General features: G+C 44.2%; 22 protein-coding genes. 10 read left to right on the forward strand and 12 right to left on the reverse strand.

Translation table 11 applies throughout. The features are described 5' to 3' along the window. Positions 1–11: 11 nt before the first annotated feature. Together ACS72_RS15020 and truA are read left to right on the forward strand one after the other, a co-directional pair. Positions 12–995, forward strand: a complete 984-nt coding sequence (locus tag ACS72_RS15020; RefSeq protein WP_048882551.1) for an asparaginase — start codon at positions 12–14, stop codon at positions 993–995. A gap of 18 nt (positions 996–1013) precedes the next feature. Then, positions 1014–1811 (forward strand): tRNA pseudouridine(38-40) synthase TruA, encoded by a 798-nt coding sequence (gene truA / locus ACS72_RS15025; protein ID WP_048882552.1) that lies wholly within the window; start codon positions 1014–1016, stop codon positions 1809–1811. Positions 1812–1899: 88 nt separating this feature from the next. Here the strand turns inward: truA and ACS72_RS15030 are convergent, their stop codons facing one another. Next, positions 1900–2907, reverse strand: coding sequence for an AraC family transcriptional regulator (locus ACS72_RS15030; protein WP_048882553.1), 1008 nt, complete (start codon positions 2905–2907; stop codon positions 1900–1902). 231 nt (positions 2908–3138) lie between these two features. Here ACS72_RS15030 and infA point away from each other — a divergent pair, with 231 nt between their 5' ends. From infA to ACS72_RS15045, 3 genes are all read left to right on the forward strand, one after another. Continuing rightward, positions 3139–3360, forward strand: coding sequence for a translation initiation factor IF-1 (gene infA / locus ACS72_RS15035; protein WP_001284370.1), 222 nt, complete (start codon positions 3139–3141; stop codon positions 3358–3360). A gap of 147 nt (positions 3361–3507) precedes the next feature. Further along, entirely contained in the window at positions 3508–3888 is a 381-nt protein-coding gene (locus ACS72_RS15040; RefSeq protein ID WP_048882554.1) for a hypothetical protein, read from the forward strand. Positions 3889–4038: 150 nt separating this feature from the next. Further along, positions 4039–4449, forward strand: coding sequence for a hypothetical protein (locus tag ACS72_RS15045; RefSeq protein ID WP_008303312.1), 411 nt, complete (start codon positions 4039–4041; stop codon positions 4447–4449). A 64-nt stretch (positions 4450–4513) separates the two neighbouring features. On the opposite strand, the gene leuB is transcribed toward ACS72_RS15045, so the two are convergent. The 4 genes from leuB to leuC form a co-directional block, all read right to left on the reverse strand. Beyond that, entirely contained in the window at positions 4514–5593 is a 1080-nt protein-coding gene (gene leuB, locus ACS72_RS15050; RefSeq protein WP_004890344.1) for a 3-isopropylmalate dehydrogenase, read from the reverse strand. A gap of 40 nt (positions 5594–5633) precedes the next feature. Further along, the gene (locus tag ACS72_RS15055; protein ID WP_004890345.1) at positions 5634–6197 is read right to left on the reverse strand and encodes a hypothetical protein; all 564 of its coding nucleotides are present in this window, start codon (positions 6195–6197) and stop codon (positions 5634–5636) included. Between the two features lie 86 nt (positions 6198–6283). Next, complete coding sequence (leuD, locus tag ACS72_RS15060; protein ID WP_048882555.1) at positions 6284–6934, reverse strand: 3-isopropylmalate dehydratase small subunit; 651 nt, start codon at positions 6932–6934, stop codon at positions 6284–6286. Between the two features lie 100 nt (positions 6935–7034). After that, positions 7035–8468, reverse strand: a complete 1434-nt coding sequence (gene leuC, locus ACS72_RS15065; protein ID WP_048882556.1) for a 3-isopropylmalate dehydratase large subunit — start codon at positions 8466–8468, stop codon at positions 7035–7037. Between the two features lie 267 nt (positions 8469–8735). Between leuC and ACS72_RS15070 the strand changes: the two genes are divergently transcribed. The 3 genes from ACS72_RS15070 to ovoA all read left to right on the forward strand — a co-directional run bounded on the left by ACS72_RS15070 (position 8736) and on the right by ovoA (position 12442). Continuing rightward, complete coding sequence (locus tag ACS72_RS15070) at positions 8736–8975, forward strand: DUF2061 domain-containing protein (protein ID WP_048882557.1); 240 nt, start codon at positions 8736–8738, stop codon at positions 8973–8975. A gap of 242 nt (positions 8976–9217) precedes the next feature. Beyond that, positions 9218–10087, forward strand: coding sequence for a LysR family transcriptional regulator (locus tag ACS72_RS15075; RefSeq protein ID WP_004813333.1), 870 nt, complete (start codon positions 9218–9220; stop codon positions 10085–10087). Between the two features lie 159 nt (positions 10088–10246). Then, positions 10247–12442, forward strand: coding sequence for a 5-histidylcysteine sulfoxide synthase (ovoA, locus tag ACS72_RS15080; protein ID WP_048882558.1), 2196 nt, complete (start codon positions 10247–10249; stop codon positions 12440–12442). A gap of 58 nt (positions 12443–12500) precedes the next feature. On the opposite strand, the gene ACS72_RS15085 is transcribed toward ovoA, so the two are convergent. Together ACS72_RS15085 and ACS72_RS15090 are read right to left on the reverse strand one after the other, a co-directional pair. Then, complete coding sequence (locus tag ACS72_RS15085; RefSeq protein WP_004813337.1) at positions 12501–12749, reverse strand: DUF2789 family protein; 249 nt, start codon at positions 12747–12749, stop codon at positions 12501–12503. Between the two features lie 160 nt (positions 12750–12909). Then, the gene (locus tag ACS72_RS15090; protein ID WP_008303318.1) at positions 12910–13560 is read right to left on the reverse strand and encodes an HAD family phosphatase; all 651 of its coding nucleotides are present in this window, start codon (positions 13558–13560) and stop codon (positions 12910–12912) included. A gap of 180 nt (positions 13561–13740) precedes the next feature. Between ACS72_RS15090 and ACS72_RS15095 the strand changes: the two genes are divergently transcribed. Continuing rightward, positions 13741–14223 carry an RNA pyrophosphohydrolase gene (locus tag ACS72_RS15095; protein ID WP_004813339.1) on the forward strand — a complete coding sequence of 161 codons (483 nt, stop codon included), beginning with the start codon at positions 13741–13743 and terminating at the stop codon, positions 14221–14223. Positions 14224–14310: 87 nt separating this feature from the next. Next, positions 14311–16608, forward strand: coding sequence for a phosphoenolpyruvate--protein phosphotransferase (gene ptsP, locus ACS72_RS15100; RefSeq protein ID WP_004813340.1), 2298 nt, complete (start codon positions 14311–14313; stop codon positions 16606–16608). A 10-nt stretch (positions 16609–16618) separates the two neighbouring features. On the opposite strand, the gene ACS72_RS15105 is transcribed toward ptsP, so the two are convergent. The 5 genes from ACS72_RS15105 to ACS72_RS15125 form a co-directional block, all read right to left on the reverse strand. Further along, positions 16619–16804, reverse strand: a complete 186-nt coding sequence (locus ACS72_RS15105; RefSeq protein WP_008303319.1) for a hypothetical protein — start codon at positions 16802–16804, stop codon at positions 16619–16621. 155 nt (positions 16805–16959) lie between these two features. Continuing rightward, positions 16960–18621 carry an acyl-CoA dehydrogenase family protein gene (locus ACS72_RS15110; RefSeq protein ID WP_008303320.1) on the reverse strand — a complete coding sequence of 554 codons (1662 nt, stop codon included), beginning with the start codon at positions 18619–18621 and terminating at the stop codon, positions 16960–16962. A gap of 195 nt (positions 18622–18816) precedes the next feature. Further along, a complete protein-coding gene (gene katG, locus ACS72_RS15115) occupies positions 18817–21015 on the reverse strand; it encodes a catalase/peroxidase HPI (RefSeq protein WP_008303322.1) in 2199 nt (732 codons plus the stop codon). A gap of 502 nt (positions 21016–21517) precedes the next feature. Continuing rightward, complete coding sequence (locus tag ACS72_RS15120; protein ID WP_008303341.1) at positions 21518–22456, reverse strand: cation diffusion facilitator family transporter; 939 nt, start codon at positions 22454–22456, stop codon at positions 21518–21520. A gap of 525 nt (positions 22457–22981) precedes the next feature. Then, a complete protein-coding gene (locus ACS72_RS15125) occupies positions 22982–23893 on the reverse strand; it encodes a DMT family transporter (protein ID WP_034592114.1) in 912 nt (303 codons plus the stop codon). Positions 23894–23969: the final 76 nt, after the last annotated feature.

The raw sequence follows: 23969 nt of genomic DNA on the forward strand, positions 1-23969 counted from the left end.
AAGCAGTCACTATGGCTGCTTTTTTTATGATGAAAAATATTGCATTGATTTATATGGGAGGTACGTTTGGATGCGTTGGTGATCCACTTGCTCCTATGCCTGCCGAATCTTTTTTTATAAAACTAAAAGACTTATTGCATGAAGACACGCATTCGGTAGAGTGCTTCTGCGCCCCTGTAATTAAGGACAGCAGTGCATGTACTGCTCCTGACTGGCTAGCCTTGATTCAGTTTATTCAGCAACTGCAGGCTCAGAATTATCAGCGCTTTGTTATCATTCATGGTACAGATACCATGAGCTATGCCTGTGCCGTGCTGGCGCATCTTTTAGGGCAATCGGCCTATGTGGTTTTAACCGGTAGCCAGTATCCATTATTAAATGCAGCTGGCAAACAGCCACGCGAATTTAGTGATGCTTTGGACAACCTATGCTTTGCTCTAGATTCTGTACAGCAGGTCGAAACGGGCGTTTACCTGGCATTTAACCAAGAACTGGTTCATGGCAGAACAGTGTTAAAGCAACATACTACTGAACTCAAGGCCTTTGCTGGCATAGATGCAGAAGTAAAAATTCCACCGCAACTATATACACATATCATTACTGCACAAGATTTGATTAAGGCACAGCAATTTAATTGCCTGAGTATAATGATGCAGCCAGTTGGGCTAGATCAGCAGCTTCATAACCTTAAGCAATTATTGGCTTTACCTCCAGACTTCCTGATTCTGCAGGGCTTTGGCACGGGAAATCTCGCAGTTAATCCTGATCTCATTCAGCTCTTTGATGAGTTCTATAATGCTGGCTGTGCTGTAGTTTTGACTACACAGGTACCTTTCGGGAGCACAGACCAACGCTATGCTATTGCAGAATGGGTACAGGACTGCCGGATTTTACTCAATGATGCCTATGGCCATGCCGATCTATATGCAAAAGCCCTGAAAATGTATTTACAATACGACAGCGTGGAGCAATGGCATCACCATTGGTCTGATTAGTTGAATCTTGAGGTGAATATGCAGCGTTTTGCAGTCGGTATTGAATTTAGTGGAGCACACTACAGAGGTTGGCAAACCCAACAGCCCGACGTAGCAAGCGTGCAGGAAACGATTGAAAAGGTTCTGTCTAAAGTCGCCAATGAAACTATTATCCTGCATGGTGCAGGTCGAACTGATGCCGGCGTGCATGCCACCAATATGGTTGCTCACTTCGATACCTCTGCTGATCGCTCCGAATATGGCTGGTTACGCGGCTGTAATAGTCAGCTTCCTAAAGATATTGCAATTCAGTGGATTCAGGAAATGGATATGGATTTCCATGCCCGTTTTAAAGCCCAAGCCCGTCGTTATCGTTATGTAGTCTACAATCACCCTGTGCGTTCTGCGCTATTGCATAAACAGGTCACCCATATCTATTATGATTTAGATGTCGACAAGATGATTGAAGCTGCGACAAAGTTTGAAGGCACACATAATTTCGAAAGTTTCCGTGCCTCTGCCTGTCAATCCAATCAACCTGTACGCCATGTGCATCACTGTCGCCTAATTCGTCATGGTCACTATCTGGTCCTGGATATTCAGGCTGATGGCTTCCTGCATCATATGGTGCGCAACATCATGGGCTGTTTGCTGGAAATTGGTCAGGGCATGTATGATATCGATCAAATTGATGTCATCTTTGCTGCGGAAGACCGCAAAGCGGCAGGTGTGACTGCACCACCAGATGGACTCTACTTTATTCAGGCGCATTATCCTGAGCAATTTAATTTACCAAAAGTGCCTTTAGGACCACATTGGTTAAACATGCCAGAATAATTGAATCCTTTTCATTAATTTACCTCCCCTACCCCCTTCTGGAAGGAGGGGAAATTCCTCCCTTTTTTAAAGGGAGGTTAGGAGGGATTTAACGCTGCTTGCGCTTTCTATATTCCACTGGCGTTTCATTGGTCCAACGCTTAAAAGCACGATAGAAGGTACTTGGTTCAGAAAAACCGGTGAGATAAACAATCCGCTCTACACTTTCACTGGTGCCTGCCAGTAAGCGTTTAGCCAGACGGCAACGATAATCCGAAAGGATCTGCTGGAAACTGGTATTGGCTTCACTCAACTGGGTACGCAAACGGCGGGGAGTAATATTCAGCTGGGCAGCGACTGTTTCTAGCGTGGTTTCCCCACTTTCCAAGGTTGAGCCAATGGCACGGCGCACTTCACCCACCAGATCATAACGTGCCAGCTCTTGCAGCTTTTCAATTGCTAACTGCTCATGCAGCTGGAGTAATTCTGGTTCTGCCTGCCAAAGCGGATATTCAAGAATACTCGGATCAAAATAAAGACGTGTTTCTTTCTGTCCCAGACTTACTGGGCATTCATAGACACGGAAGTATTCATCATCAGTTGCGCCTTTAGAAAAATTGAAGTCGATATAAATCGGCTCAAAACGCCCTTCGGTAATAAATTTAAAGAAACGCAGTACACCAGACATAGCACATTCAGTGAAATGGCGATTGACGAGGTTTTCGGCAAAAAGCTGCTCACCATTGGTCAAATAACAGCGGTCATCTTCCACGACCAGTTGCGCATGGAAGGCATCACTGATGAGGCGCTGGTAAGCCAAGGCACGTTTTAGCCCTTCACCAAAATTTTCTGATGAAATAAACAAATGCTCAATGACCTGACCACGGTAAAGTGGCAGGTGTTCACCCAAATGTAAGCCGATATCAGGGTCTTTGCTGACCTCTTCTGCCGCGACCCAGAATGCATACTGTGCACTCAACGGGGTACGGTCATTGGCTTCAACCTGGTTTAAGGCAACTCCTGCTTTAGTAAGCAATTCTTCGGTTGGCAAACCCGCACGACGTATCGCCTGGTAGCCTAATCGCAGTACAACCGATGCATCTGTTAGCTGACCCACTCAAAAACCTTCCTTGTATGTGCTTCATTTATACCTAAAAAGATATTTTTTAGATTAACTGTGATTGACCAAAGTGACAACATCAACAAGCAGTTTTTTAGTTAAAATATTTGTACTGATGCTTCGCTTATTTTGCTTTCAGATGATCAGTCTAAAGCCTGCTATGCCTTGTGTTATACGAAAAAATTGACTATAATTTGCGCCTTTCTAATTTATTCTTTTAGGTAGGCTATGGCCAATAAAGAGGAACTCATCGAGTTCGAAGGCGTTGTCACCGAGACGCTTCCTAATACTATGTTCCGTGTACGTTTAGAAAACGGTCACGAAGTGATTGCTCATATCTCTGGTAAAATGCGTAAACACTACATCCGTATTTTAACTGGCGACAGTGTAAAAGTGGAGATGACTCCTTACGACTTAACTAAGGGTCGCATCACTTATCGTGCACGCTAAGATTTAGCGTCAGTAAAAAAAGCCACTGATCAGGGTGGCTTTTTTTGTGACTTTAATTATTCATTATTTACCAATAAATAAAAAAATTGACATAGCCTGAGAATTACAAGACTATTCAATTTAATTAAAACAATATTTATAAAAACAATGAATATGAAATATTTGACTCTGCTTTCCAGCTTGTCTTTTGTTGCATGTGCTACAGGCAGCAATCAGCATCTGCATCATTCTCTACAGCCCTATATCGGTCAAACTGCCGCACAGGTTCGCAGCCAACTTGATCTTGGTGCAATGGGATTTAAAACCTCCCAGCACCCCATTCAGACAGCAGACTTTCTCAGTTATACTATTTTCCGGGATGTGAATATTCCGATGGGTACACCTAATATTAGTCAAAGTATCTCCCCTGGTGTACCAATTCCAATGCCTTCGAATGGAGGTTATAACATTAAGATGAAATGCCAAATCTGGTTTGACTTGAAAGATGAAATTGTTCAGGACATTCGTTATACCGGTAAAGCTTGCTAAACTATGTCCAGTGAAGTTTAAAACCTGTATGGGATTTAATGAGAGGTCCAATTTATCAGGATACTTCTCTCTACCGTGTGTCAAATTACAACAATAAGCTCGTTTTCTACTCGCTACAATAACCGCAATGGCTTTTGTAGGAGTCAGAATATGTTATCTGCATTTCGCCAAATAAAACTCGTATTACCAGGCATGCTTCTGCTGTTGTCTGCATGTACGCATACGCCTACCCTGTCTCAAGCCGAACGTGACGCTTATTTACAGCAGTATATTGGACAGTCTAGCCAAACCATTTATGCCAATCTGGATTTAAGCAAACTCGGCTACCAACAGGTAAATGAACCCGTACTTTCAGCCGGGCAACTGGTCTATATCGTGCAGCGTCCCGTTGCACTTCCACTCTCTGTTGCTCAGCATCCGGTTGCCGGTACTGGAACAGTACCCATTCCGGTGACACATAGTCCATCGCGTGGCTATGACGTAAACCTGCAATGTAAAATTGTTTTTGAACTCAAGGACAATATTGCACAAGCAGTGAAATATACCGGCCGAACCTGTTAATTCAGCAGACACAAAAAAACGCAGCCTGAGCTGCGTTTTTTATTGATCAGTTCTGGAGTGAAATTTAGTTCAATGCAGCAACTACTGCCTGGCCCATTTCCACTGTACCGACTTTGCTCATGCCTTCGGACATAATATCCGCAGTACGTAAACCTTGATCCAATACATGACCTACTGCATCTTCAATTGCTTTTGCAGCCGCTTCTTCACGGAAGGTGTAACGCAGCATCATTGCAACAGACAGAATGGTTGCCAATGGATTTGCTAGGTTTTGACCTGCGATGTCTGGTGCAGAACCATGACATGGTTCATACATGCCTTTGCCATTCTCATCTAGAGAAGCAGATGGCAACATACCAATTGAACCCGTTAACATTGCTGCTTCGTCAGACAGAATGTCACCGAACAGGTTAGAAGTGACAATTACGTCAAACTGTTTAGGCGCACGTACCAACTGCATTGCAGCATTGTCGACATACATATGCGACAGGTTGATGTCTGGATATTGCTCTTCTTTCAATGCAGTAACGGTTTGTTTCCAAAGCTCAGTCACTTCAAGCACGTTTGCTTTATCGACTGAACATACTTTACCGCCACGCAGACCGGCAAGTTCAAATGCAACTTTGGCAATACGCTTGATTTCAGACTCTGAATACACATCAGTGTTAAAACCTTGTTTTTCACCATTTTCCAATTCACGGATACCACGTGGTTGACCGAAGTAGATACCACCTGTCAATTCACGTACGATCAGGATATCTAGACCAGCTACAATTTCAGGTTTCAGGCTAGACGCATCAGCAAGTTGCGGATAGAGAATCGCCGGACGCAGGTTCGCGAACAGGTTCAGTTCACTACGCAATTTTAACAGACCACGTTCAGGACGAATTGAGCGTTCAATCGTATCCCATTTAGGACCACCCACAGCGCCAAGCAGAATTGCATCAGCTTTTTTTGCCTGCTCAGACGTCACATCTGGATAAGGTGCACCATGTGCATCAATCGCAGCACCACCCAACAGGCCATGTTCCCAGCTTAGATCTAAATTAAATTTTTCATTTACGCGAGTCAGCACTTGCTCTGCTGCTTTCACAATTTCAGGACCGATGCCGTCACCAGCTAAAATCAAAATTTGTTTAGACATGAGATATTCCATTTATAAAGTCAGCATTTCGCTGACTGGGTTAAATTTTCTGTTCTACAAACTCGGCAATGCCAGTTTCAACATTGTATGGCTTGCAGAAGCGTCGAATTATTTTGGTGTTTTGCAACAGATCTACACACAGTGGATCCGGTGCAGAGGCCTGCAATAAGCTGGTGTTTCGAGTCGAGCGCTGGCGATACATCTTAAAGGTGTACTTATGCTTGGCCTGAAAGTTCTGGAATACATGTAGAACTTCGGCCTTATCCGGACTAATCGGATAAAAGCGTACCACCAGTTCATGCTGCCCCGCGGGTACCGACAGGTAAACCGGATTAGGCTCTTTCAGGCTTTTTGCTTGTAAACGCACAAGTTTGAGCTTGAGCGCTTCACTCTCCACATGTCGTTTTTCAGCATTGATGATCTTGATATCATCCATACGTTCAAAATTACAATCGTGGGTACCTGAACAATAAATCAGGGCATCTGAACTATTTACAGCCGAATCTGTCAATTTCTTCAACTGTATCGTATCGATGGTCTGACATGCTGTCATTAACATCGAAACCGTACCCAATGCAAATAACTGTTTCCAATAGCTGGCCATGCTGAATGTCTAACCCAAACGAAATTTCCATGATTTCACGATATTAGCAAGGGTTAGACTTTCCCGCTATGACAATTTAACTAGATTTAGCCACTAATTTCTGCAAATACCCAAGGGCGAGATTTTTTGGTTTTTTCTTCATAAGCGCGAATCGCATCGGCATCCTGCAAAGTTAAACCGATGTCATCCAAACCGTTTAAAAGACAATGCTTGCGGAATGGATCAACTTCAAACTTGAAACTTTCACCTGACGGGGTACGCACTTCTTGCGCTGCAAGATCAATTGTTAATTGATAACCTTCAGTCGCAGCGCATTCTCTAAATAACTGATCAACAATTTCTTCAGACAGGATTACTGGCAACATGCCGTTTTTAAAGCTGTTATTGAAGAAAATATCCGCATAGCTCGGAGCAATGACGGTACGGAAACCGTATTCATTCAATGCCCATGGCGCATGCTCGCGGCTTGAACCACAACCGAAGTTTGCACGTGAAATTAAAATTGATGCACCTTGGTAACGTGGTTTGTTTAACTCAAAATCAGGGTTTAAGGGACGTTTTGAATTATCCTGACCTAAATAACCTTCATCCAGGTAACGCAATTCATCAAATAAATTTTCACCAAAACCGGTACGTTTGATCGATTTTAAAAACTGTTTTGGAATAATTAAGTCGGTATCTACATTGGCACGGTCTAATGGTGCAACGATACCTTGTTCAACGGTATATTTTTTCATGATTATTTCTCACTGAATCCGTAACCTCTCCCTAACCCTCTCCTAACAGGAGAGGGTACTCCTTCTCCCTCTGGGAGAAGGTTGGGATGAGGGCTTAAACTTAGAATGAACGTACATCAACAAAGTGACCGGCAATTGCTGCTGCTGCTGCCATTGCTGGGCTCACCAAGTGGGTACGACCGCCATTGCCCTGACGACCTTCGAAGTTACGGTTCGAGGTAGATGCACAGTGCTCGCCCGGCTGTAACTTATCAGCGTTCATGGCCAAACACATTGAACAACCCGGCTCACGCCATTCAAAGCCTGCTTCAATCAGGATTTTATCTAAACCTTCAGCTTCAGCTTGTGCTTTGACCAAACCAGAACCTGGAACGACCATCGCCTGTTTAATGCTCGGTGCAACCTTTTTACCTTTCGCCACTTCAGCCGCAGCACGAATATCTTCAATACGTGAATTGGTACAAGAGCCGATAAATACACGGTCTAACTGGATATCAGACAAGGCCTGACCAGCAGTTAAACCCATGTATTGATAAGCACGTGTCCAGTCATTGCGTTGTACGTCATCTTTGGCTTGTTCCAACGTTGGAACTGCTTGAGAGACTGGAATCACCATTTCAGGAGAAGTACCCCAAGATACTTGTGGTTCAATCTCTTCACCTTGTAATACCACAACGGTATCAAAGTGCGCACCTTCATCAGAATGCAAGGTATTCCAGTAAGCAACTGCTTGATCCCACTGCTCACCTTTCGGTGCATATGGACGGTTCTTCACATATTCAATGGTTTTATCATCAACTGCGACCATACCAACACGGGCACCGCCTTCGATCGCCATATTACATACGGTCATACGGCCTTCGATCGACATGTCGCGGAAGACCTGACCGCCAAATTCGATGGCATGGCCTGTACCGCCCGCAGTCCCGATTTTGCCAATAATGGCTAAAACCACGTCTTTTGGAGTTACGCCTTGACCCAATTTGCCGTCAACGCGCACCAACATGTTTTTCATTTTCTTTTGAACCAGGCATTGAGTTGCCAATACATGTTCAACTTCAGAAGTTCCGATACCATGTGCCAAACAGCCGAAAGCACCATGCGTTGCAGTATGTGAGTCACCGCATACCACCGTCATGCCTGGCAAGGTCAAACCCTGTTCTGGACCCACAACATGTGCAATACCTTGGCGAACATCATTAATGTCAAACTGCACCACATTAAAGGTTTTACAGTTGTCATCTAAGGTTTGTACCTGGATACGTGAAGTTTCATCTTCAATCCCAGAAATACCTTCTGAACGTTCTTTGGTAGAAGTCGGTACGTTATGGTCTGGCGTCGCCACGTTCGCGCTTAAACGCCATGGTTTACGACCCGCCAGTTGTAAGCCTTCGAATGCCTGCGGAGAAGTTACTTCATGCAATAAATGACGGTCGATATAAAGTAAAGCTGAACCATCGTCACGCTGTTTTACTAAATGGTCATCCCATAACTTATCGTATAATGTTTTTGCTGTTTGGGTCTCGCCTGCCATGTCGATGTACTCCACTGGACTGGGTAAATTCTATCTCTAATTTTGATTATATCGCTGCGGTCACATAAATCTAATTTATCATTTTTATTAGTTAATAAACTTTTTGGAATCTTTAAAATTGGATTCTAAACAGACCAATATTGATTTTTATTTAATCTAATTTTCCGATCATTTTTTGCAAAATATACGTTTTTACAAATTAAATGAGAATTATTATTATTTATTCATACAGAAAACATTGAATTTATTTTTTTGAGGAATATCGACATGGCACACGTTCAAAAATTTGTTGTAGATAATCAGCGTATGTTCAAGAAAACCTTGAGCTACTACATCATGCACATCACGGTAGCCATGTTAGTCGGTTATTTTGTGACTGGTAGTTTAGCCATGGCAATTGCATTAAGTTTATTAGAACCGACTGTTCAGGCTGTTGCTTTCTTCTTCCACGAAAAAGCCTGGGAGGCTAAATCTGAACAGAGCAATAATGAGGAAATCACAGCCTAAATTCTTTTCTGTCCTTATTCCTCGTTTTGCCACCGCTTACCCTCGGTGGCTTTTTTTATTGATGCATATCCGATTTTTATAAAATATTTTTCTGGGTTCAAGCCGCCATTTCCACCGATCTATTGTATTAGCAATCAATGAATGTCGGATTTTACAGCAATAGATACAACTTTTCCTTTGATTTATTCTTAAAATATTACAACAATAGAGATACGCATAAAAAATCTTTATAGGTGATTAAGATGAATCTCGCAGCCTTTGAAGCCTTTGTAAAAGTCATGGAAACCGGATCAATTTCTCTGGCGGCAGATCAGCTTTTTATTACTCAACCCGCCGTGACCAAACGGATTCATAGTCTGGAAGAGTATTTTGGAGTCAAGCTATTTGAATCAGCTGGTCGTGGTGTACAAGCAACCCATGCCGCGCATTCGCTATTACCGAAAGTGAAAAACTGGCTGAATGAACTGGGCGATATTCACCATACCCTCAGCCATGAGCAAGGCCAGATTCAGGGCAAACTGAAAATTGGTACCAGTCATCATATTGGTCTGCATCACCTTCCAGCACATTTGCGTCAGTATGTACTGCAATATCCGGATGTGACCCTGGATGTGCACTTTGTTGATTCTGAACAGGCGCATGAACAGGTGATTGCCGGTGACTTGGAACTGGCTTTCCTGACTTTACCTCCACATGGCGATGAACGGCTGAACTATGTGACTATCTGGAACGATCCATTGGTGTTTGTAGTTGCTCCATTTCATCCATTGGCCCAGCAGAAGAATCTGTCACTGGAAGATCTGGTGCATTACCCGAGCCTATTACCGTCTGCACAAACCTATACCACGCAAATTACCATGGCAGAGTTTGAGAAACGTGGCGTCAAACCAAAAATCACCATGAGTAATAATCCACTCGAATCGATCCGCATGCTGGTTTCCATTGGTCTGGGCTGGTCAGTACTACCACAAACTCTTGTAAATCATGACTTGCAACAGCTGGATATTCCTCTGGAAATGAATCGTCAGCTTGGCATGGTCTGGCATCCGGGACGTACCCAGTCCAAAGCTGCACAGGCCCTGGTTGAGTTAATGCAACAACCTAAACTCTAAGTCACTTCATTTTAAAATAAGAGGCTGCGATGGATTCAATTCGCAGCATTTTGTTACCTAAATGAGCAACAACTGCATCCTGCTTTGCATTAAGTTTAAGATATTCCCTGCGCGGACTTACCAGTGGAATATCTTAAAATTCTTAATGGAGTCTGATGGATGCAGCCCGATTCAACCTTATTTAAATCTAACCAGCCAAATAGTAAGTCACCTACATATTTAGCAGACGACAGCCCTTGGCAACAGGGCAAAATTCGCCTGCTTCCAACACCTAATTTAAACTTTGAAGACATTTCCACAGCGCGCCATGTGATTCGTGAATATTTCCTGAATACCTTTGACACCTACGAATCCCTGTTTGACTGTCTGCGCAATGAAGAAGCATTTTATGTCAAACCGATTAGCCTGCGTCATCCGCTGATTTTCTATTTCGGTCATACCGCTACTTTTTTTGTCAATAAACTGCTGCTCAGCAAACTGATTCCTCAACAGCTGAACCCATATATGGAAAGTATCTTTGCCATCGGTGTAGATGAGATGAGCTGGGACGATCTGGATGAACAGAATTATGACTGGCCTGAAGTCAGTGAAGTAAAAGCGTATCGGCACCGGGTACGAGCCCTGGTACTGAAGATCATAGAAAATGCACCTCTAGAACTCCCCCTCAACTGGCAGAATCCATGGTGGTCGATCCTGATGGGCATTGAACATGAACGAATCCATCTGGAAACTTCGTCAGTATTGATTCGACAACATCAACTGCAATATGTGCAGAATCATCCACTATGGCATGCCCGAATCCTGACTGGCCCTGCACCAAAAAACCAGCTTCTTCCTGTTCCTGCGGGAACAGTTCGACTGAATAAAAATTTCAATGACCCATATTATGGCTGGGACAATGAATACGGTCTGCATGAAGCGGAAATCAATGCGTTTCAGGCATCACAATTTCTGGTGTCCAATCAGGAATTTTTCAACTTTGTCGAAGCTGATGGTTATCAGCAGCCAGAATACTGGAGTGAAGAAGGTAAAGCCTGGCTGGAATTTATTGAAGCGCAACATCCAAGCTTCTGGATCAAAAAAGAGGATGGCTGGCATTTACGTATCATGCTGGAAGAAATTCCAATGCCGTGGGATTGGCCAGTCGAGGTGAATTACCACGAAGCTAAAGCCTTTTGTAACTGGAAATCACTACAAACCGGTGAATCAATCCGTTTGCCGAACGAAGATGAATGGTATCGGCTGTATGACCATGTCGGCCTGGATCCTAAACGACCACTGCCTTTAGAAGCTAATATTGCCTTGCAACACTCCCCCAATCCTTGTCCGGTACATCAGTTCCAGCAAGGCGAGTTTTATGATGTACAAGGCAATGTCTGGCAATGGACTGAAACTGCAATCTATCCCTTTGAAGGTTTTCAGGTCCATCCAATTTATGATGACTTTAGTACCCCAACCTTCGATGATCGGCATAATCTGATTAAAGGCGGTTCCTGGATTTCAGGGGGTAATGAAGCTTTGCATAGTTCCCGCTATGCCTTTAGACGACACTTTTTCCAGCATGCGGGTTTTCGCTATGTGGCTGGATCAGATGAACCAGTTTCACCTTATCATTCACATTATCAGACGGATGAACTGATTTCGCAGTATCTGGAATTTCAGTATGGTCAGGAGTATTTTGGCGTTCCGAATTTTGCCAGGTCTCTCATTATCCTCGCCGAGCCTTATTTTGTAAAAACTGCCAGAAAAAAAGCACTTGATCTTGGCTGTGCCACAGGACGCGCCAGCTTTGAACTGGCGCAGCATTTTGAACAGGTAACAGGTCTAGATTTCTCGGCACGTTTTATTCAGCAAGGTATAGCCTTAGCGCAAGGTGAAACTTTAGGTTATACCATTCCGGTTGAAGGTGAACTGGTCGAATATAAATCCTGTTCACTGCAAGAGACTGGACTTGATCAGGTTGCTCACAAGGTCGAGTTTTATCAGGCGGATGCCTGTAATCTAAAACCGCAATTTAAGGAATATGATTTCATTCTGGCAGCCAATCTGATTGACCGGCTGCACCACCCTAAAGCCTTTTTGCACGAGATTCATCAGCGACTGAATATTGGCGGTATTCTGATGCTGGCTTCACCTTATACCTGGCTGGACGAACATACCGCGCGTAGTGAATGGCTGGGCGGTTTTCAGCGGGCTGGAGAAAATTGTACGACCTTAGATGGAATACAGAAATTATTGAGTCCACATTTTGAAATGCTGGCTGAACCTATAGATATTCCTTTTGTGATCCGTGAAACAGCGCGTAAATATCAGCATACCCTGTCACAGGTCACTTTATGGAAACGCATACGTTAAAACGCCGAAATCAAATAAAAAGCCAGTCATCGGACTGGCTTTTGGTTTTAAGATACATTCAGATTTCGATGGTCGCATCCTCATGCAGGGATTCATTCAGTTGGTCTACCACGATGGCCCATTCACCATCAGACGCAATCTTTTCAGCGAGAAACTGGCGCTGTGCCTCAGACCAGTAGGGTGCATCCAGCAGATTAAAATCCTTATGCAGCTGATGATCGTTAATGAAGGTTGCAATTCCTTCCTCACTGGCATCCAGGCCCAACTGTTCAAATAGGTGCGTCATGCGTGGTCTTACTTTATTCATTTCAACTACCTCTGAGTTTCCCTTATTCTCATTATGCAAGTTAAGCTTAGCATGAGCTGCAGTGAGCGAGTGTGACAATAGTTTATTTTTCACCTTGAATCTGTGCACATAAAAAAGCACAACCTGAGTTGTGCTTCACAAATTTGAACGCTTCAGATGATTAAATTGACCAGTCCTGAATTTCCCAGCCCTGCTCTTTCGCCAGTGCTTCTAAACGATCATCCGGATTGACTGCAATGGCATGATCGGCATGTTCCAGCAAGAAGCGGTCATTGATTGAATCCGAATAGGCCCAGGACTCGGTCACATCACGGCCTTCCAGCCACTGTTCCAGGCGGATCAGTTTGCCTTTCTGGTAACAGGCAGTATTGATCACTTTACCGGTATATTTACCATCAACAATTTCAGCATTCGTCGCGATAATTTCAGTAATACCAAATTCACGGAAAATTGGCGCAGTAATAAAGTCAGAAGTTGCGGTAATACCGACCAATTCATGTCCTGCTTCACGGTGACGTTCAATTGCCTTAAAACCTTCTGGACGCATTTGGGGACGAATGACTTTTTGCATGAATAGTTGATGTAGTTCAGTCAGATAATCATTGTCATGTTTGGTTAAAAATTCAAAGACAAATTCATTATAGGCATAGGGATCCAGCTGACCTTTTTTATAATCTTCATAGAACTTGTCATTCATGGCACGGTGATGAACAGGGTCAACCAGGCCCTCGTTGACCAAGAATTCCCCCCAAGAATGATCCGAATCTGTATTTAACAAGGTGTGATCGAGATCAAATAGCGCCAATTTCATGAAAATACTCGTAAAAACTGAAATTTAAGAAAAAAATTGTAAATCTATCTCCGCTAGTCGATAGAAATTCGTTAAGATCATAGCAATTTTAACATTTTTAAACTTTGCTTTTTTCGTGCTGGATACAGAAATAAAAATCCCCGAGGGCAAAGGCATAAATTACACAATATTAGGTGCCAAATGATCGACTCTGAAGGTTTCCGACCGAATGTCGGGATCATTTTGGCAAACGATGCTGGACAGGTTTTATGGGCGAAGCGCATTGGACACAATGCATGGCAATTTCCACAAGGAGGTATCCAATATGGAGAAACCCCTGAGCAGGCACTCTACCGTGAGCTGAGAGAAGAAGTCGGCTTACTGCCCGAACATGTCCAAATTATAGCGCAAACCAAAGGCTGGCTGCGTTATCGTTTGCCGCACCGGTACATTCGTACGGATTCAGATCCGGTGTGTATCGGACAGAAACAAAAGTGGTTTTTACTCAAACTGACGGCGTCAGTACAGAACATTCAGCTTGATCTGTCTGACCCGCCCGAATTTGATCAATGGCAGTGGGTCAGTTACTGGTACCCGCTCGGTCAGGTCGTGAATTTTAAACGTGACGTATACCGCAAGGCCATGGTAGAACTGTGTCAGCAACTTCCCAAGGAAAAACCTTAAGAATTGCATAAATATGCAGATTTTTTAGGCAGTTATTGTTATAAATAAAGAAGATACCGGACCCTAAATTACGAAGGAGCAGCGCGAATGTCGAATATGCAACTGGAGACCCTGAGACGTATTGTTCAAGAGATCAATGCGTCAGCCAGTTTGCATGAATCGCTCGACATTATGGTTAATCAGGTAGCCCAGGCGATGCAGGTCGACGTCTGCTCCATTTATCTGCTGGATGAGCGCAACCAGCGCTATCTACTGATGGCATCTAAGGGCCTAAAACCTGAAGCGGTGGGCCATGTGTCGCTGCAAACCGGTGAAGGTCTGGTGGGGCTGGTCGGACAGCGCGAGGAAATCGTCAACCTTGACAATGCCCCGAAACATGAGCGTTTCTTGTATTTACCTGAAACGGGGGAAGAAATTTATAACTCTTTCCTTGGCGTTCCGGTCATGTACCGCCGTAAGGTCATGGGCGTTCTTGTTGTTCAGAATAAAGAACCTCAGGATTTCTCAGAAGCTGCTGAATCCTTCTTAGTGACGCTCTGTGCTCAGCTCTCCGGTGTAATTGCCCATGCCCATGCAGTCGGCAATATTGACGTGTTCCGCAAACCTAGCAATCTGCCTGCTTATAAAACCTTCCAGGGCGTATCAGGTTCAGGTGGTATTGCTCTAGGTCGTGCCGTGATTCTTTATCCGCCTGCGGATCTGGGTGCTGTTCCGGATCGTGAAGCGGATGACATCAGCGAAGAGCTTGCCCTGCTCGACAACGCGCTAAATTCCGTACGTGAGGAAATCCAGTCTCTCGATGACAAGATGCAGGATGCTCTCATGGCTGAGGAACGTGCACTGTTCAGTGTGTTCCTGCGTATGCTGGACGAAAATGCCCTGCCAGCTGAAATCAAGGAACTGATCCGTGAAGGTCACTGGGCGCAAGGAGCGGTACGAATTGTCATTGAAAACCATGTGGCGCAGTTTGCCCAGATGGAAGATGACTATTTACGTGAACGTGTTGCTGACCTGAAAGATTTAGGCCGCCGGATTCTGGCTAAATTACAGGAAGCTGATGAAAGCCATCGTGAACTGACCGATGAAAGCATCCTGATTGGCGAGGAAATCTCGACCGCAGCGCTGGTAGAATTACCCGTTGATAAAATTGCAGCGATTGTCACCACTGAAGGTGCAATGAATTCACATATGGTGATTGTCGCGCGTGCACTCGGTATTCCGACCGTAGTGGGTGTGACCGAATTACCTATCAATACCCTTGATGATGTCGAAATGATTGTTGATGCGCATCAGGGTCGGGTATTTATCAATCCGCCACGTCGTCTGCGTACCCGTTATAAAGAAATTCAGAAAGAAGAAGAACAGCTCGCCAAAGATCTGCGTCAGTATGAAACCAAGGATGCGATTACCCCAGATGGTGTAGCTGTACGCTTGTTCGTGAATACAGGCTTGATGATTGATGTGGTACGCGGTGTACAGCGCGGTGCCAAAGGCGTCGGTTTATACCGTTCTGAAATTCCGTTTATGCTGCGCGACCGCTTCCCGGGTGAAGAAGAACAGCGTGCCATTTACCGCCAGCAACTTACTCATTTCGCCAACAAACCGGTGGTGATGCGTACCCTCGATATTGGGGCAGATAAAGACCTGCCATACTTCTCGATTGAAGAAGAAAATTCGGCATTGGGCTGGCGCGGGATTCGTTTTACCCTCGATCATCCAGAAATTTTCTCTTCGCAAATTCGTGCGATGTTAAAAGCCAGTATTGGACTGAATAATCTACATATCCTGCTACCAATGATCACCAGTGTCAGCGAAGTAGAAGAAGCACTATATTTGCTGGAGCGTGACTGGGTTGCAGTCCAGGAAGAAGAACAGGTCAAGATCACCAAGCCTAAAATTGGTATCATGCTAGAAGTGCCGAGTGTCCTGTATCAGATTGATGAATTTTCTGAATTTGTCGACTTCTTCTCGGTCGGCTCTAATGACTTGACCCAATATTTACTGGCAGTGGATCGTAATAACCCGCGTGTCGCCAACGTTTATTCGCATTTGCACCCTGCCGTTTTACGTGCCCTGACCCGTTTGGTACAGGATTGTCATCGTAATGAAAAACCGATCAGTATATGCGGGGAAATGGCAGGTGATCCGATTTCGGCTGTGCTGCTGATGGCCATGGGCTTTAATACCCTGTCAATGAGTTCAAGTAATATTCTGCGGGTGCGTAAGACGATTTGTCATGTCCCCATGCCGGATGCTCAGGACTTATTGGAACATGTTCTAAAACTGGATAATCCGCTGGTCGTAAAAAGCTGGATGGAACATTATTTCCGCACGCATGGTCTGGGAGATATGGTGAAAGGCGCGACCCGAATCGTGGGAGCTTAAGCTGCTAAATTTAGCAAAACTGCCATAAACAAAAAGGGAGATAGTCATTTGAGTATCTCCCTTTTTTGTGCTTGCTATAGCCACGTTTTGCATCTTTTTTGCGGTCCGTAAACACTTGGCTTTTGTTGACCTCATGCATGTGTTTGGCCACAAAGTTATGTATTACTGCTTCTGGCAGCTGTTTTTTCTTTGTCATCTTTTCACCTGTTTTTTGACATAGCATCTGAATTGACACTGTACATATATTGCGCTCTATTCAACATATTTCAAGTGGTTTTCAATATTTTTAGGATTTGAAAGATTAGAGAATAGCTTTTAAAAAGAAGCTATTCTCTCCTCCTTTTTAATATTTCATGAAGATGAGTCTTGAGCTAAAGCCCGTTCCAAAATCCTCTCTACATCTCCTTGTTTGGCACTCATCATACCTACTACTCGCCCATGAAACTCACTGTATCGGGTCTGAATAAATGCATTAAAAATAAATTCAGGTGCATGACGTTTTAACAATACAGCTTGAGCTAAAAGAGTTAAACGGCTGACCAGACTGCGCCCCATAAATTGCAGTTCATCTGCAGGCTGCTGGAACAGTTTAAACAGCGTTTGAAGTTCCTGTTTCAGTCTTTCATCCTGCATTGCAGTAGCAGCCAGATCCTGAAACAGTATGTCAATCGATTCCGGTTCACGACCAATGGCACGCAGTACATCCAGACACATGACATTGCCTGAGCCTTCCCAAATGGTATTCACTGGCGCTTCTTTGAAAATTCGTGCCATGATGCCATGATCGACATAGCCATTGCCACCAAAGACTTCCATGGTTTCACCGGTCAATTCTACGGTACGTTTGCAGGTCCAGAACTTGGACGCCGGGGTCATAATCCGCTTCCAGGCCAGTGACAAGGCATCATCATTTTCATAACAGGAAGCCAGATAGAAACTCAACTGCATTGCCGCTTCTGTTTCCAGTGCCAGATCAACCAGTACTGCCTGCATTAAGGGCTGTGCTGCCAGATGCTTGCCAAAAGCTTTACGCTGTCGGGTATAGACCAGACATTGCACCAGCGCCTGACGTAACATCGCAGTACTGCCAACCGAGCAGGTCAGACGGGTATAATTCGCCATTTCAATAATGGTGGGGATACCCCGTCCTGCTTCACCGATCATGATGCCCCAAGCTTCCTGAAACTCGACTTCCGAGCTGGAATTGCTACGATTCCCAACTTTGTCTTTGAGGCGCTGTACATGAATATTATTCTTGGTTCCATCTTCACGCCAACGTGGAACAAAGAAACAGGCCAGACCATCCTGTTCAGTTTTCGCTACGACCAGATGAGCATCACACATCGGTGCCGAAAAAAACCATTTATGACCGGTCAGCAGATAAGCCTGTCCTCGACCTGATTCACCGATAGGCATGGCAAAGGTTTCATTCGCCCGAACGTCGGAACCACCCTGCTTTTCGGTCATCCCCATACCCAGCCAGATTGATTTTTTTTGGGCAATCGGCAGATCACGTTCATCGTATTCAGTAGATAATAATTTATCGCCGATTTTGGCCCAAAGTTCCGGTTCACGCTGAATTAAGGGAATACTGCCAAGGGTCATCGAAGTTGGGCACAGACTGCCACATTCTACCTGTCCACTCAGGTAAAACCGTGCTGCCCAGTCGACCCATTTAGATTTTGATTCAGCCTGATTAAAAGGATGTGCATGACTATCAAACTGACGATTGATGCGCATCCATTGATGCCATGCAGGATGAAATTCAATGTAATCACGACGGCGACCACGGGCATCAAAAGCATGCAGAATAGGCGTATGCCGGTTTGCCAGATCGGCATATTGATAATATTCTGATGAACCGACCACCTGCCCCATTTCATTTAAAATTGTCTGATCCTGACTACCATAGCTCTGCAAAATTTCCTGCAAAGTGGTATCAGTTGCAAACAGGTTATAGTCCTGTTTTTCATCAAACTGATTGCTGATCTGATGGGTTGTCCATGTGTTCATCTTATCTTCCTTAATCTTCATTTTTGTTGTGTGGTTTTCAGTCCAGTATAGAGAAAAAGTGGCGAATACCTATTAAGTTTTCAGTAAGACCATCTATTTTTCATGACTGGTCGTTCTATGAGCTGATTGACCAATAAAAATTCAGGTAATAAAAAACCGGCCCTAGGACCGGTTTCCTATTTCAAGATCGAAAAATTATCGTTTCACATCAAAACGGTCTGCATTCATGACTTTGACCCATGCCTTGACAAAGTCACGCACGAATTTTTCTTTATTGTCATCCTGAGCATATACTTCTGCATAAGCACGAAGAATCGAATTCGAACCAAAGACCAGGTCTACACGTGTTGCAGTCCATTTCTTCACTCCTGTCGCACGTTCAACAATGTCATACTGGTTACGGCCAGTTGCTTTCCATTGATAGTTCATATCCGTCAGGTTCACAAAGAAGTCATTGCTTAAGACACCAACATTGTTGGTGAGGACACCTTCTGGCGCACCACCATAGTTGGTTCCGAGTACACGCATACCCCCAACCAGCGCAGTCATCTCAGGTGCAGTCAGCCCTAACAGTTGTGCACGATCGACTAGCAGCTCTTCAGCCTGAACCACATATTCATCTTTTAGCCAGTTACGGAAACCATCGTATTTCGGTAACAGGTCTTCAAATGAATAGGCATCTGTCTGTTCCTGAGATGCATCGCCACGGCCTGGTGTAAATGGCACCTTGATATTTACACCTGCTGCTTTGGCTGCCTGTTCAATCGCTGCGCTACCGCCCAATACAATCAGATCGGCAATGCTGACTTTCTTCTCAAGACCCGCCTGAATCTCCTCAAGTTTGTTCAATACTTTATTCAGGCGTTCCGGTTCATTCCCTTCCCATTGACGTTGTGGCTCTAGACGGATACGCGCTCCATTGGCACCACCACGATAATCCGAACCACGGTAAGTACGTGCACTATCCCAAGCCGTATTGATCAGTTCGGTTGGGGTTAAACCACTGATCAGTAATTTTGCTTTGAGTTCCTCAATTTCAGCCTCAGACAAGGTGTAGTCCACTTTTGGAATTGGGTCCTGCCAGATCAGATCTTCAGCTGGTACATCTGGGCCAAGGTAACGGGATTTTGGCCCCATATCACGATGGGTCAGTTTGAACCATGCGCGTGCAAATACTTCAGAGAAATAAGCCGGATCTCGGTAGAAACGCTCGGAAATTTTACGGTATTCCGGATCAATTTTCAGTGCCATGTCAGCGTCGGTCATCATCGGATTACGGCGTACACTGGTATCATGCGCATCAAATGGTTTGTCTTCTTCCTTGATGTTAATCGGTTCCCACTGTTTCCCGCCTGCCGGGCTAACAGTTTTTTCCCATTCATAGTTGAGCAGCAGATAGAAGAATTCATTGTCCCATTTGGTTGGGTTGGTGGTCCAGGCACCTTCCAGACCACTGACCATGGTATTCGCCGCGTTACCAGTCCCTTCCGGGTTATGCCAGCCCAAGCCCTGAAATTCGATATCTGCGCTTTCAACATCTGGTCCAAGCAAATCTGCTTTACCATTGCCGTGTGACTTACCTACGGTATGACCACCTGCGGTCAAGGCAACTGTTTCTTCGTCATTCATGCCCATACGGTCGAAAGTGACTCGCATATCCTGTGCCGTACGTAAAGGATCCTGTACACCATCCACTCCTTCAGGATTGACATAGATCAGACCCATTTGCACCGCAGCAAGAGGATTTTCTAGCGTTGAACGATCTTGGTTATTTTCATAACGGCTTTCGGTCGGTGCCAACCATTGGCGTTCATCACCCCAGTACACATCTTTTTCAGGATGCCAGATATCTTCACGACCACCAGCAAAACCGAAAGTTTTCAAACCTGCAACTTCATAGGCCACTGTCCCTGCGAGGATAATCAGGTCACCCCAAGAGAGCTTGTTACCGTATTTTTTCTTGATCGGCCATAACAGACGACGGCCTTTATCGGTATTGACATTATCGGGCCAGCTGTTCAACGGTGCAAAACGCTGATTACCCGTATTGGCACCACCACGTCCATCCTGCTTACGGTAAGAACCTGCCAAGTGCCAGGCAGTACGAACAAACATACCAATATAGCTGCCATAATCTGCTGGCCACCATGCCTGGCTGGTCGTGATCAGTTCACGCAGGTCTTGTTTTACTGCTTCAAGGTCAAGGGAATTAAATGCTGCTTTATAATCAAAGTCGGGATCAAAAGGATTGGTTTTTCTATCGTGTTGAGAAAGAATGTCGAGGTTAAGCGCATTTGGCCACCAATCCGTATTGTGTGAGCTGGCATTTGTTGCTGCTGTACCTTCGTGTTTTTGATGAAATGGGCAGCCGGATGCTTGCAAATCTTGTGTCATTTTGTAGCTCCAAAACTTTATAAAGTCTGTTTGATCTGAACTGTTTAAACATCTTATTTACTTCAACATACCCCTTTTATGTGACAAGCTAAAACAATTTTTATGAATACAAACCATCGTTTTCTTCTATCTAAAAGCTTGTAAATCTATTGTTTATTTATTTTTTGCAATTTTCTAGGGGAAATTGCAGAGAACTGGTGAGTTGATGAAAATTAAACCATCTTCAAGATTGCTTTTGTTATTCGACTAAAGTTATAGAACATAGATGTAAGAAAGGCGCTCCAGCGACAACATGAGTCTAGCAATCATTACAAAGATTGATTTGAATCCTGAGATTTTTAGTTCAAGACGCACTTTTGCGTCTGCTTACTGTTGTCTTTAGGGATGGTATTGGCAAAAATAGACGCCGCTACGCCTATTTAAAACAGTGATCTGAATATGCAGTTTAAAAGGCTGCTATTTGAAGATATTTTCTATCCATATCAATTAAAAAAATAGCTTCTTATAGACGTCCCTGGGTACGTTCCAGCCAGACGGCCTGAGTTTGTGGTTTCACAAACAGGGTAATAATTTCCGGATGGATCTGTTTGATCTGCGCTTCGATCCGGTTGACGCAGGCTTCAATATCATCCGAATTCAGATTATCCATAAACTCCAGGCTTAAAGAAGCAATCACCTGATGTGCACCGATCTGTTCGGTCAGTACTCCATTGGCACTAAATACTGCGATATCCTCCTGCGCAATCAGCAGCACATTTTCCCGCAGTTTCGGATCTGCAGTTTCACCAAGTAACAGCCCTTTTGTTTCACGCGCCAACAGCCAGGCCGATACAGCGAGTACCACACCAATTAGAATTGAGGCCGCCCCATCCAGCTCAGGAATATTTAGCTGATGTGCGAGGAAAATACCCACCAGCGCAATAAAAAGTCCAATCAATGCAGCTGTGTCCTCAAATAACACAGTAAAGGTAGTTGGATCTTTACTGCGTCTAAAAGCTTCAAAATATCCCATTTTGCCTTTGTGTTTGCGAAAGGCTTTTAAAGCCACAAACCAGGAAGTTCCTTCACATAATATCGCAATACCGAGCACAATATAGTTGATCATCGGGTCCCGCATTTCTTCAGGGTGGATGATGTGCTGGATACCCTGATAGATTGATACAATGGCGCCCAAAGCAAAGACCAGTAAAGCAACGATAAAGGCCCAGAAATATAGCTCTCGACCATAGCCAAAGGGATGCAATGCATCGGGGCGTTTTTGAGATTTTTTCATGCCGTGCAGCAGAAGAATTTCATTCAGGGTATCCACTACCGAATGAATAGCTTCACTCAACATGGCAGAACTGTTGGTAATATAGGCCGCGACAAATTTAACCAGTGCGATTGCCAGATTGCCAAACAGCGCAGCATATACCACAATTTTATTAGATTCAGACGACATGCAAATTTGTCCTGGTTTTTATTGTCAAACAGATGGATCTATTTGATTTTTCATTTTATCTAATTGCATCTTAATAAACTGCCGGCATAAATTGTTTATCGTTTTGTTGTTCTCATTTTTTCCAAGAATCTTTATCCTTACAATGTTTATCATCTGTACTGATCAGCACACTTTTTGACTGGAAGTGTGAGCATAATCAGTATGTTTTCGCCTCATTTGCTGAATGACGTATAGGTCCTGAGGATCTGTCATTAGATTATTGACTATGAGGATGTGCAGCAGGTGCAACTGTTCCATGTGGAACATCAGCAGCAAATTTTGGGTTTGATGCACATTACTGAACAATGCGGGAAATACTGTTTATTGTATCTGATGCGACTATCTTTGACTTAAAGCCTGGATTTGAGCTCATCTGCCGTTCTGAAAGGGGCAGAGAAGACATCCCTACCCGGTTTTCTGCATCAAAAACCAGAAAGGAAGCCTTGGCTTCCTTTCTAAATATTTTTTTAATTTGAGTAATACAGCTTAGGATTTAGAAAAATACTGCTCGCGCCATTCCTTCCAGAAATACATCACAATTCCAAACATTACGATCACAATGCCAACAAAGGCATTTGAACTAATGTATTCGTTATTCAAGGTTGCCCCCAAGACCAATGCAATCACAGGTGTCATCACATTGCTTAAAGATACTGTCGACGCTGCCAAACGACGAATGAGCCAGAAATAGCACAGCATTGCCACAATGGACGACAAAATCATAGTAAAGATAAACCCAATGATGGCATTTGTACTTGGCATTTGCGTCGGAAAATGCTGCCAAATAAAAGGAACCAGTGCCAATGAACCGACAGCAGAAATCATCAATGAGCCTGTGGCTTGCGACATCGGCTTCAGCGGTGCATTAATCTGTTTGACCCAGAAAATGGAGCTAATATAGGAGATCATACTAATCACCATCAGCACCACACCCCAAGGATTGACATTGCTTTCAGCAGAGTCGGCAAATACAAACGTTAAGCCACTCACCGCAACCGCCATACCGAGCCATTGCAACCACACCAATTTATGAGTCTTTAAAATCACATGACCGATTAAACCCGCAATCAGCGGTGACAAGCCAAAAATCAATGCCATCAAACCTGAAGTTAAGTAATTGGCAGCAAGATAAATAAACAGTTGTGCGCCAATCAAGTTTAAGCTACCTGCCAAATAACTTTTCATGGACACTGCGTCAAATGGCAGCGGATCACGCATGATTTTAAGTAGGGCTAAGGCAATTAAGGATGCCCCAAAATAACGGATGATCAGCACCCACATGGGATGCACTTCCGCCACACTCCAGACAATCGCAAGTGGCGTCGCTGCCCAAATGAGTACCAACAAAGCATAAATACTTGCCGTGACAATCATGGGAGATGATGAATTTGAACTCATAAACTGCTCAATAAAAATGTATTAGATAGAATCGAACCAAATTTATGTTCAAATCTGCATTCAACAATACGGGGAG

Origin of the sequence: Acinetobacter sp. VT 511, assembly GCF_001077515.1 — a bacterium.
In the GTDB taxonomy this organism is placed as follows: Bacteria; Pseudomonadota; Gammaproteobacteria; order Pseudomonadales; family Moraxellaceae; genus Acinetobacter; species Acinetobacter schindleri.

Coding starts and splice junctions, on each gene's coding strand:
- ACS72_RS15020 (WP_048882551.1), top strand. CDS start 12: ATGGCTGCTTTTTTTATGATGAAAAATATTGCATTGATTTATATGGGA.
- truA (WP_048882552.1), top strand. CDS start 1,014: ATGCAGCGTTTTGCAGTCGGTATTGAATTTAGTGGAGCACACTACAGA.
- infA (WP_001284370.1), top strand. CDS start 3,139: ATGGCCAATAAAGAGGAACTCATCGAGTTCGAAGGCGTTGTCACCGAG.
- ACS72_RS15040 (WP_048882554.1), top strand. CDS start 3,508: ATGAATATGAAATATTTGACTCTGCTTTCCAGCTTGTCTTTTGTTGCA.
- ACS72_RS15045 (WP_008303312.1), top strand. CDS start 4,039: ATGTTATCTGCATTTCGCCAAATAAAACTCGTATTACCAGGCATGCTT.
- leuB (WP_004890344.1), bottom strand. CDS start 5,593: ATGTCTAAACAAATTTTGATTTTAGCTGGTGACGGCATCGGTCCTGAA.
- ACS72_RS15055 (WP_004890345.1), bottom strand. CDS start 6,197: ATGGCCAGCTATTGGAAACAGTTATTTGCATTGGGTACGGTTTCGATG.
- leuD (WP_048882555.1), bottom strand. CDS start 6,934: ATGAAAAAATATACCGTTGAACAAGGTATCGTTGCACCATTAGACCGT.
- leuC (WP_048882556.1), bottom strand. CDS start 8,468: ATGGCAGGCGAGACCCAAACAGCAAAAACATTATACGATAAGTTATGG.
- ACS72_RS15070 (WP_048882557.1), top strand. CDS start 8,736: ATGGCACACGTTCAAAAATTTGTTGTAGATAATCAGCGTATGTTCAAG.
- ACS72_RS15075 (WP_004813333.1), top strand. CDS start 9,218: ATGAATCTCGCAGCCTTTGAAGCCTTTGTAAAAGTCATGGAAACCGGA.
- ovoA (WP_048882558.1), top strand. CDS start 10,247: ATGCAGCCCGATTCAACCTTATTTAAATCTAACCAGCCAAATAGTAAG.
- ACS72_RS15085 (WP_004813337.1), bottom strand. CDS start 12,749: ATGAATAAAGTAAGACCACGCATGACGCACCTATTTGAACAGTTGGGC.
- ACS72_RS15090 (WP_008303318.1), bottom strand. CDS start 13,560: ATGAAATTGGCGCTATTTGATCTCGATCACACCTTGTTAAATACAGAT.
- ACS72_RS15095 (WP_004813339.1), top strand. CDS start 13,741: ATGATCGACTCTGAAGGTTTCCGACCGAATGTCGGGATCATTTTGGCA.
- ptsP (WP_004813340.1), top strand. CDS start 14,311: ATGTCGAATATGCAACTGGAGACCCTGAGACGTATTGTTCAAGAGATC.
- ACS72_RS15105 (WP_008303319.1), bottom strand. CDS start 16,804: ATGACAAAGAAAAAACAGCTGCCAGAAGCAGTAATACATAACTTTGTG.
- ACS72_RS15110 (WP_008303320.1), bottom strand. CDS start 18,621: ATGAACACATGGACAACCCATCAGATCAGCAATCAGTTTGATGAAAAA.
- katG (WP_008303322.1), bottom strand. CDS start 21,015: ATGACACAAGATTTGCAAGCATCCGGCTGCCCATTTCATCAAAAACAC.
- ACS72_RS15120 (WP_008303341.1), bottom strand. CDS start 22,456: ATGTCGTCTGAATCTAATAAAATTGTGGTATATGCTGCGCTGTTTGGC.
- ACS72_RS15125 (WP_034592114.1), bottom strand. CDS start 23,893: ATGAGTTCAAATTCATCATCTCCCATGATTGTCACGGCAAGTATTTAT.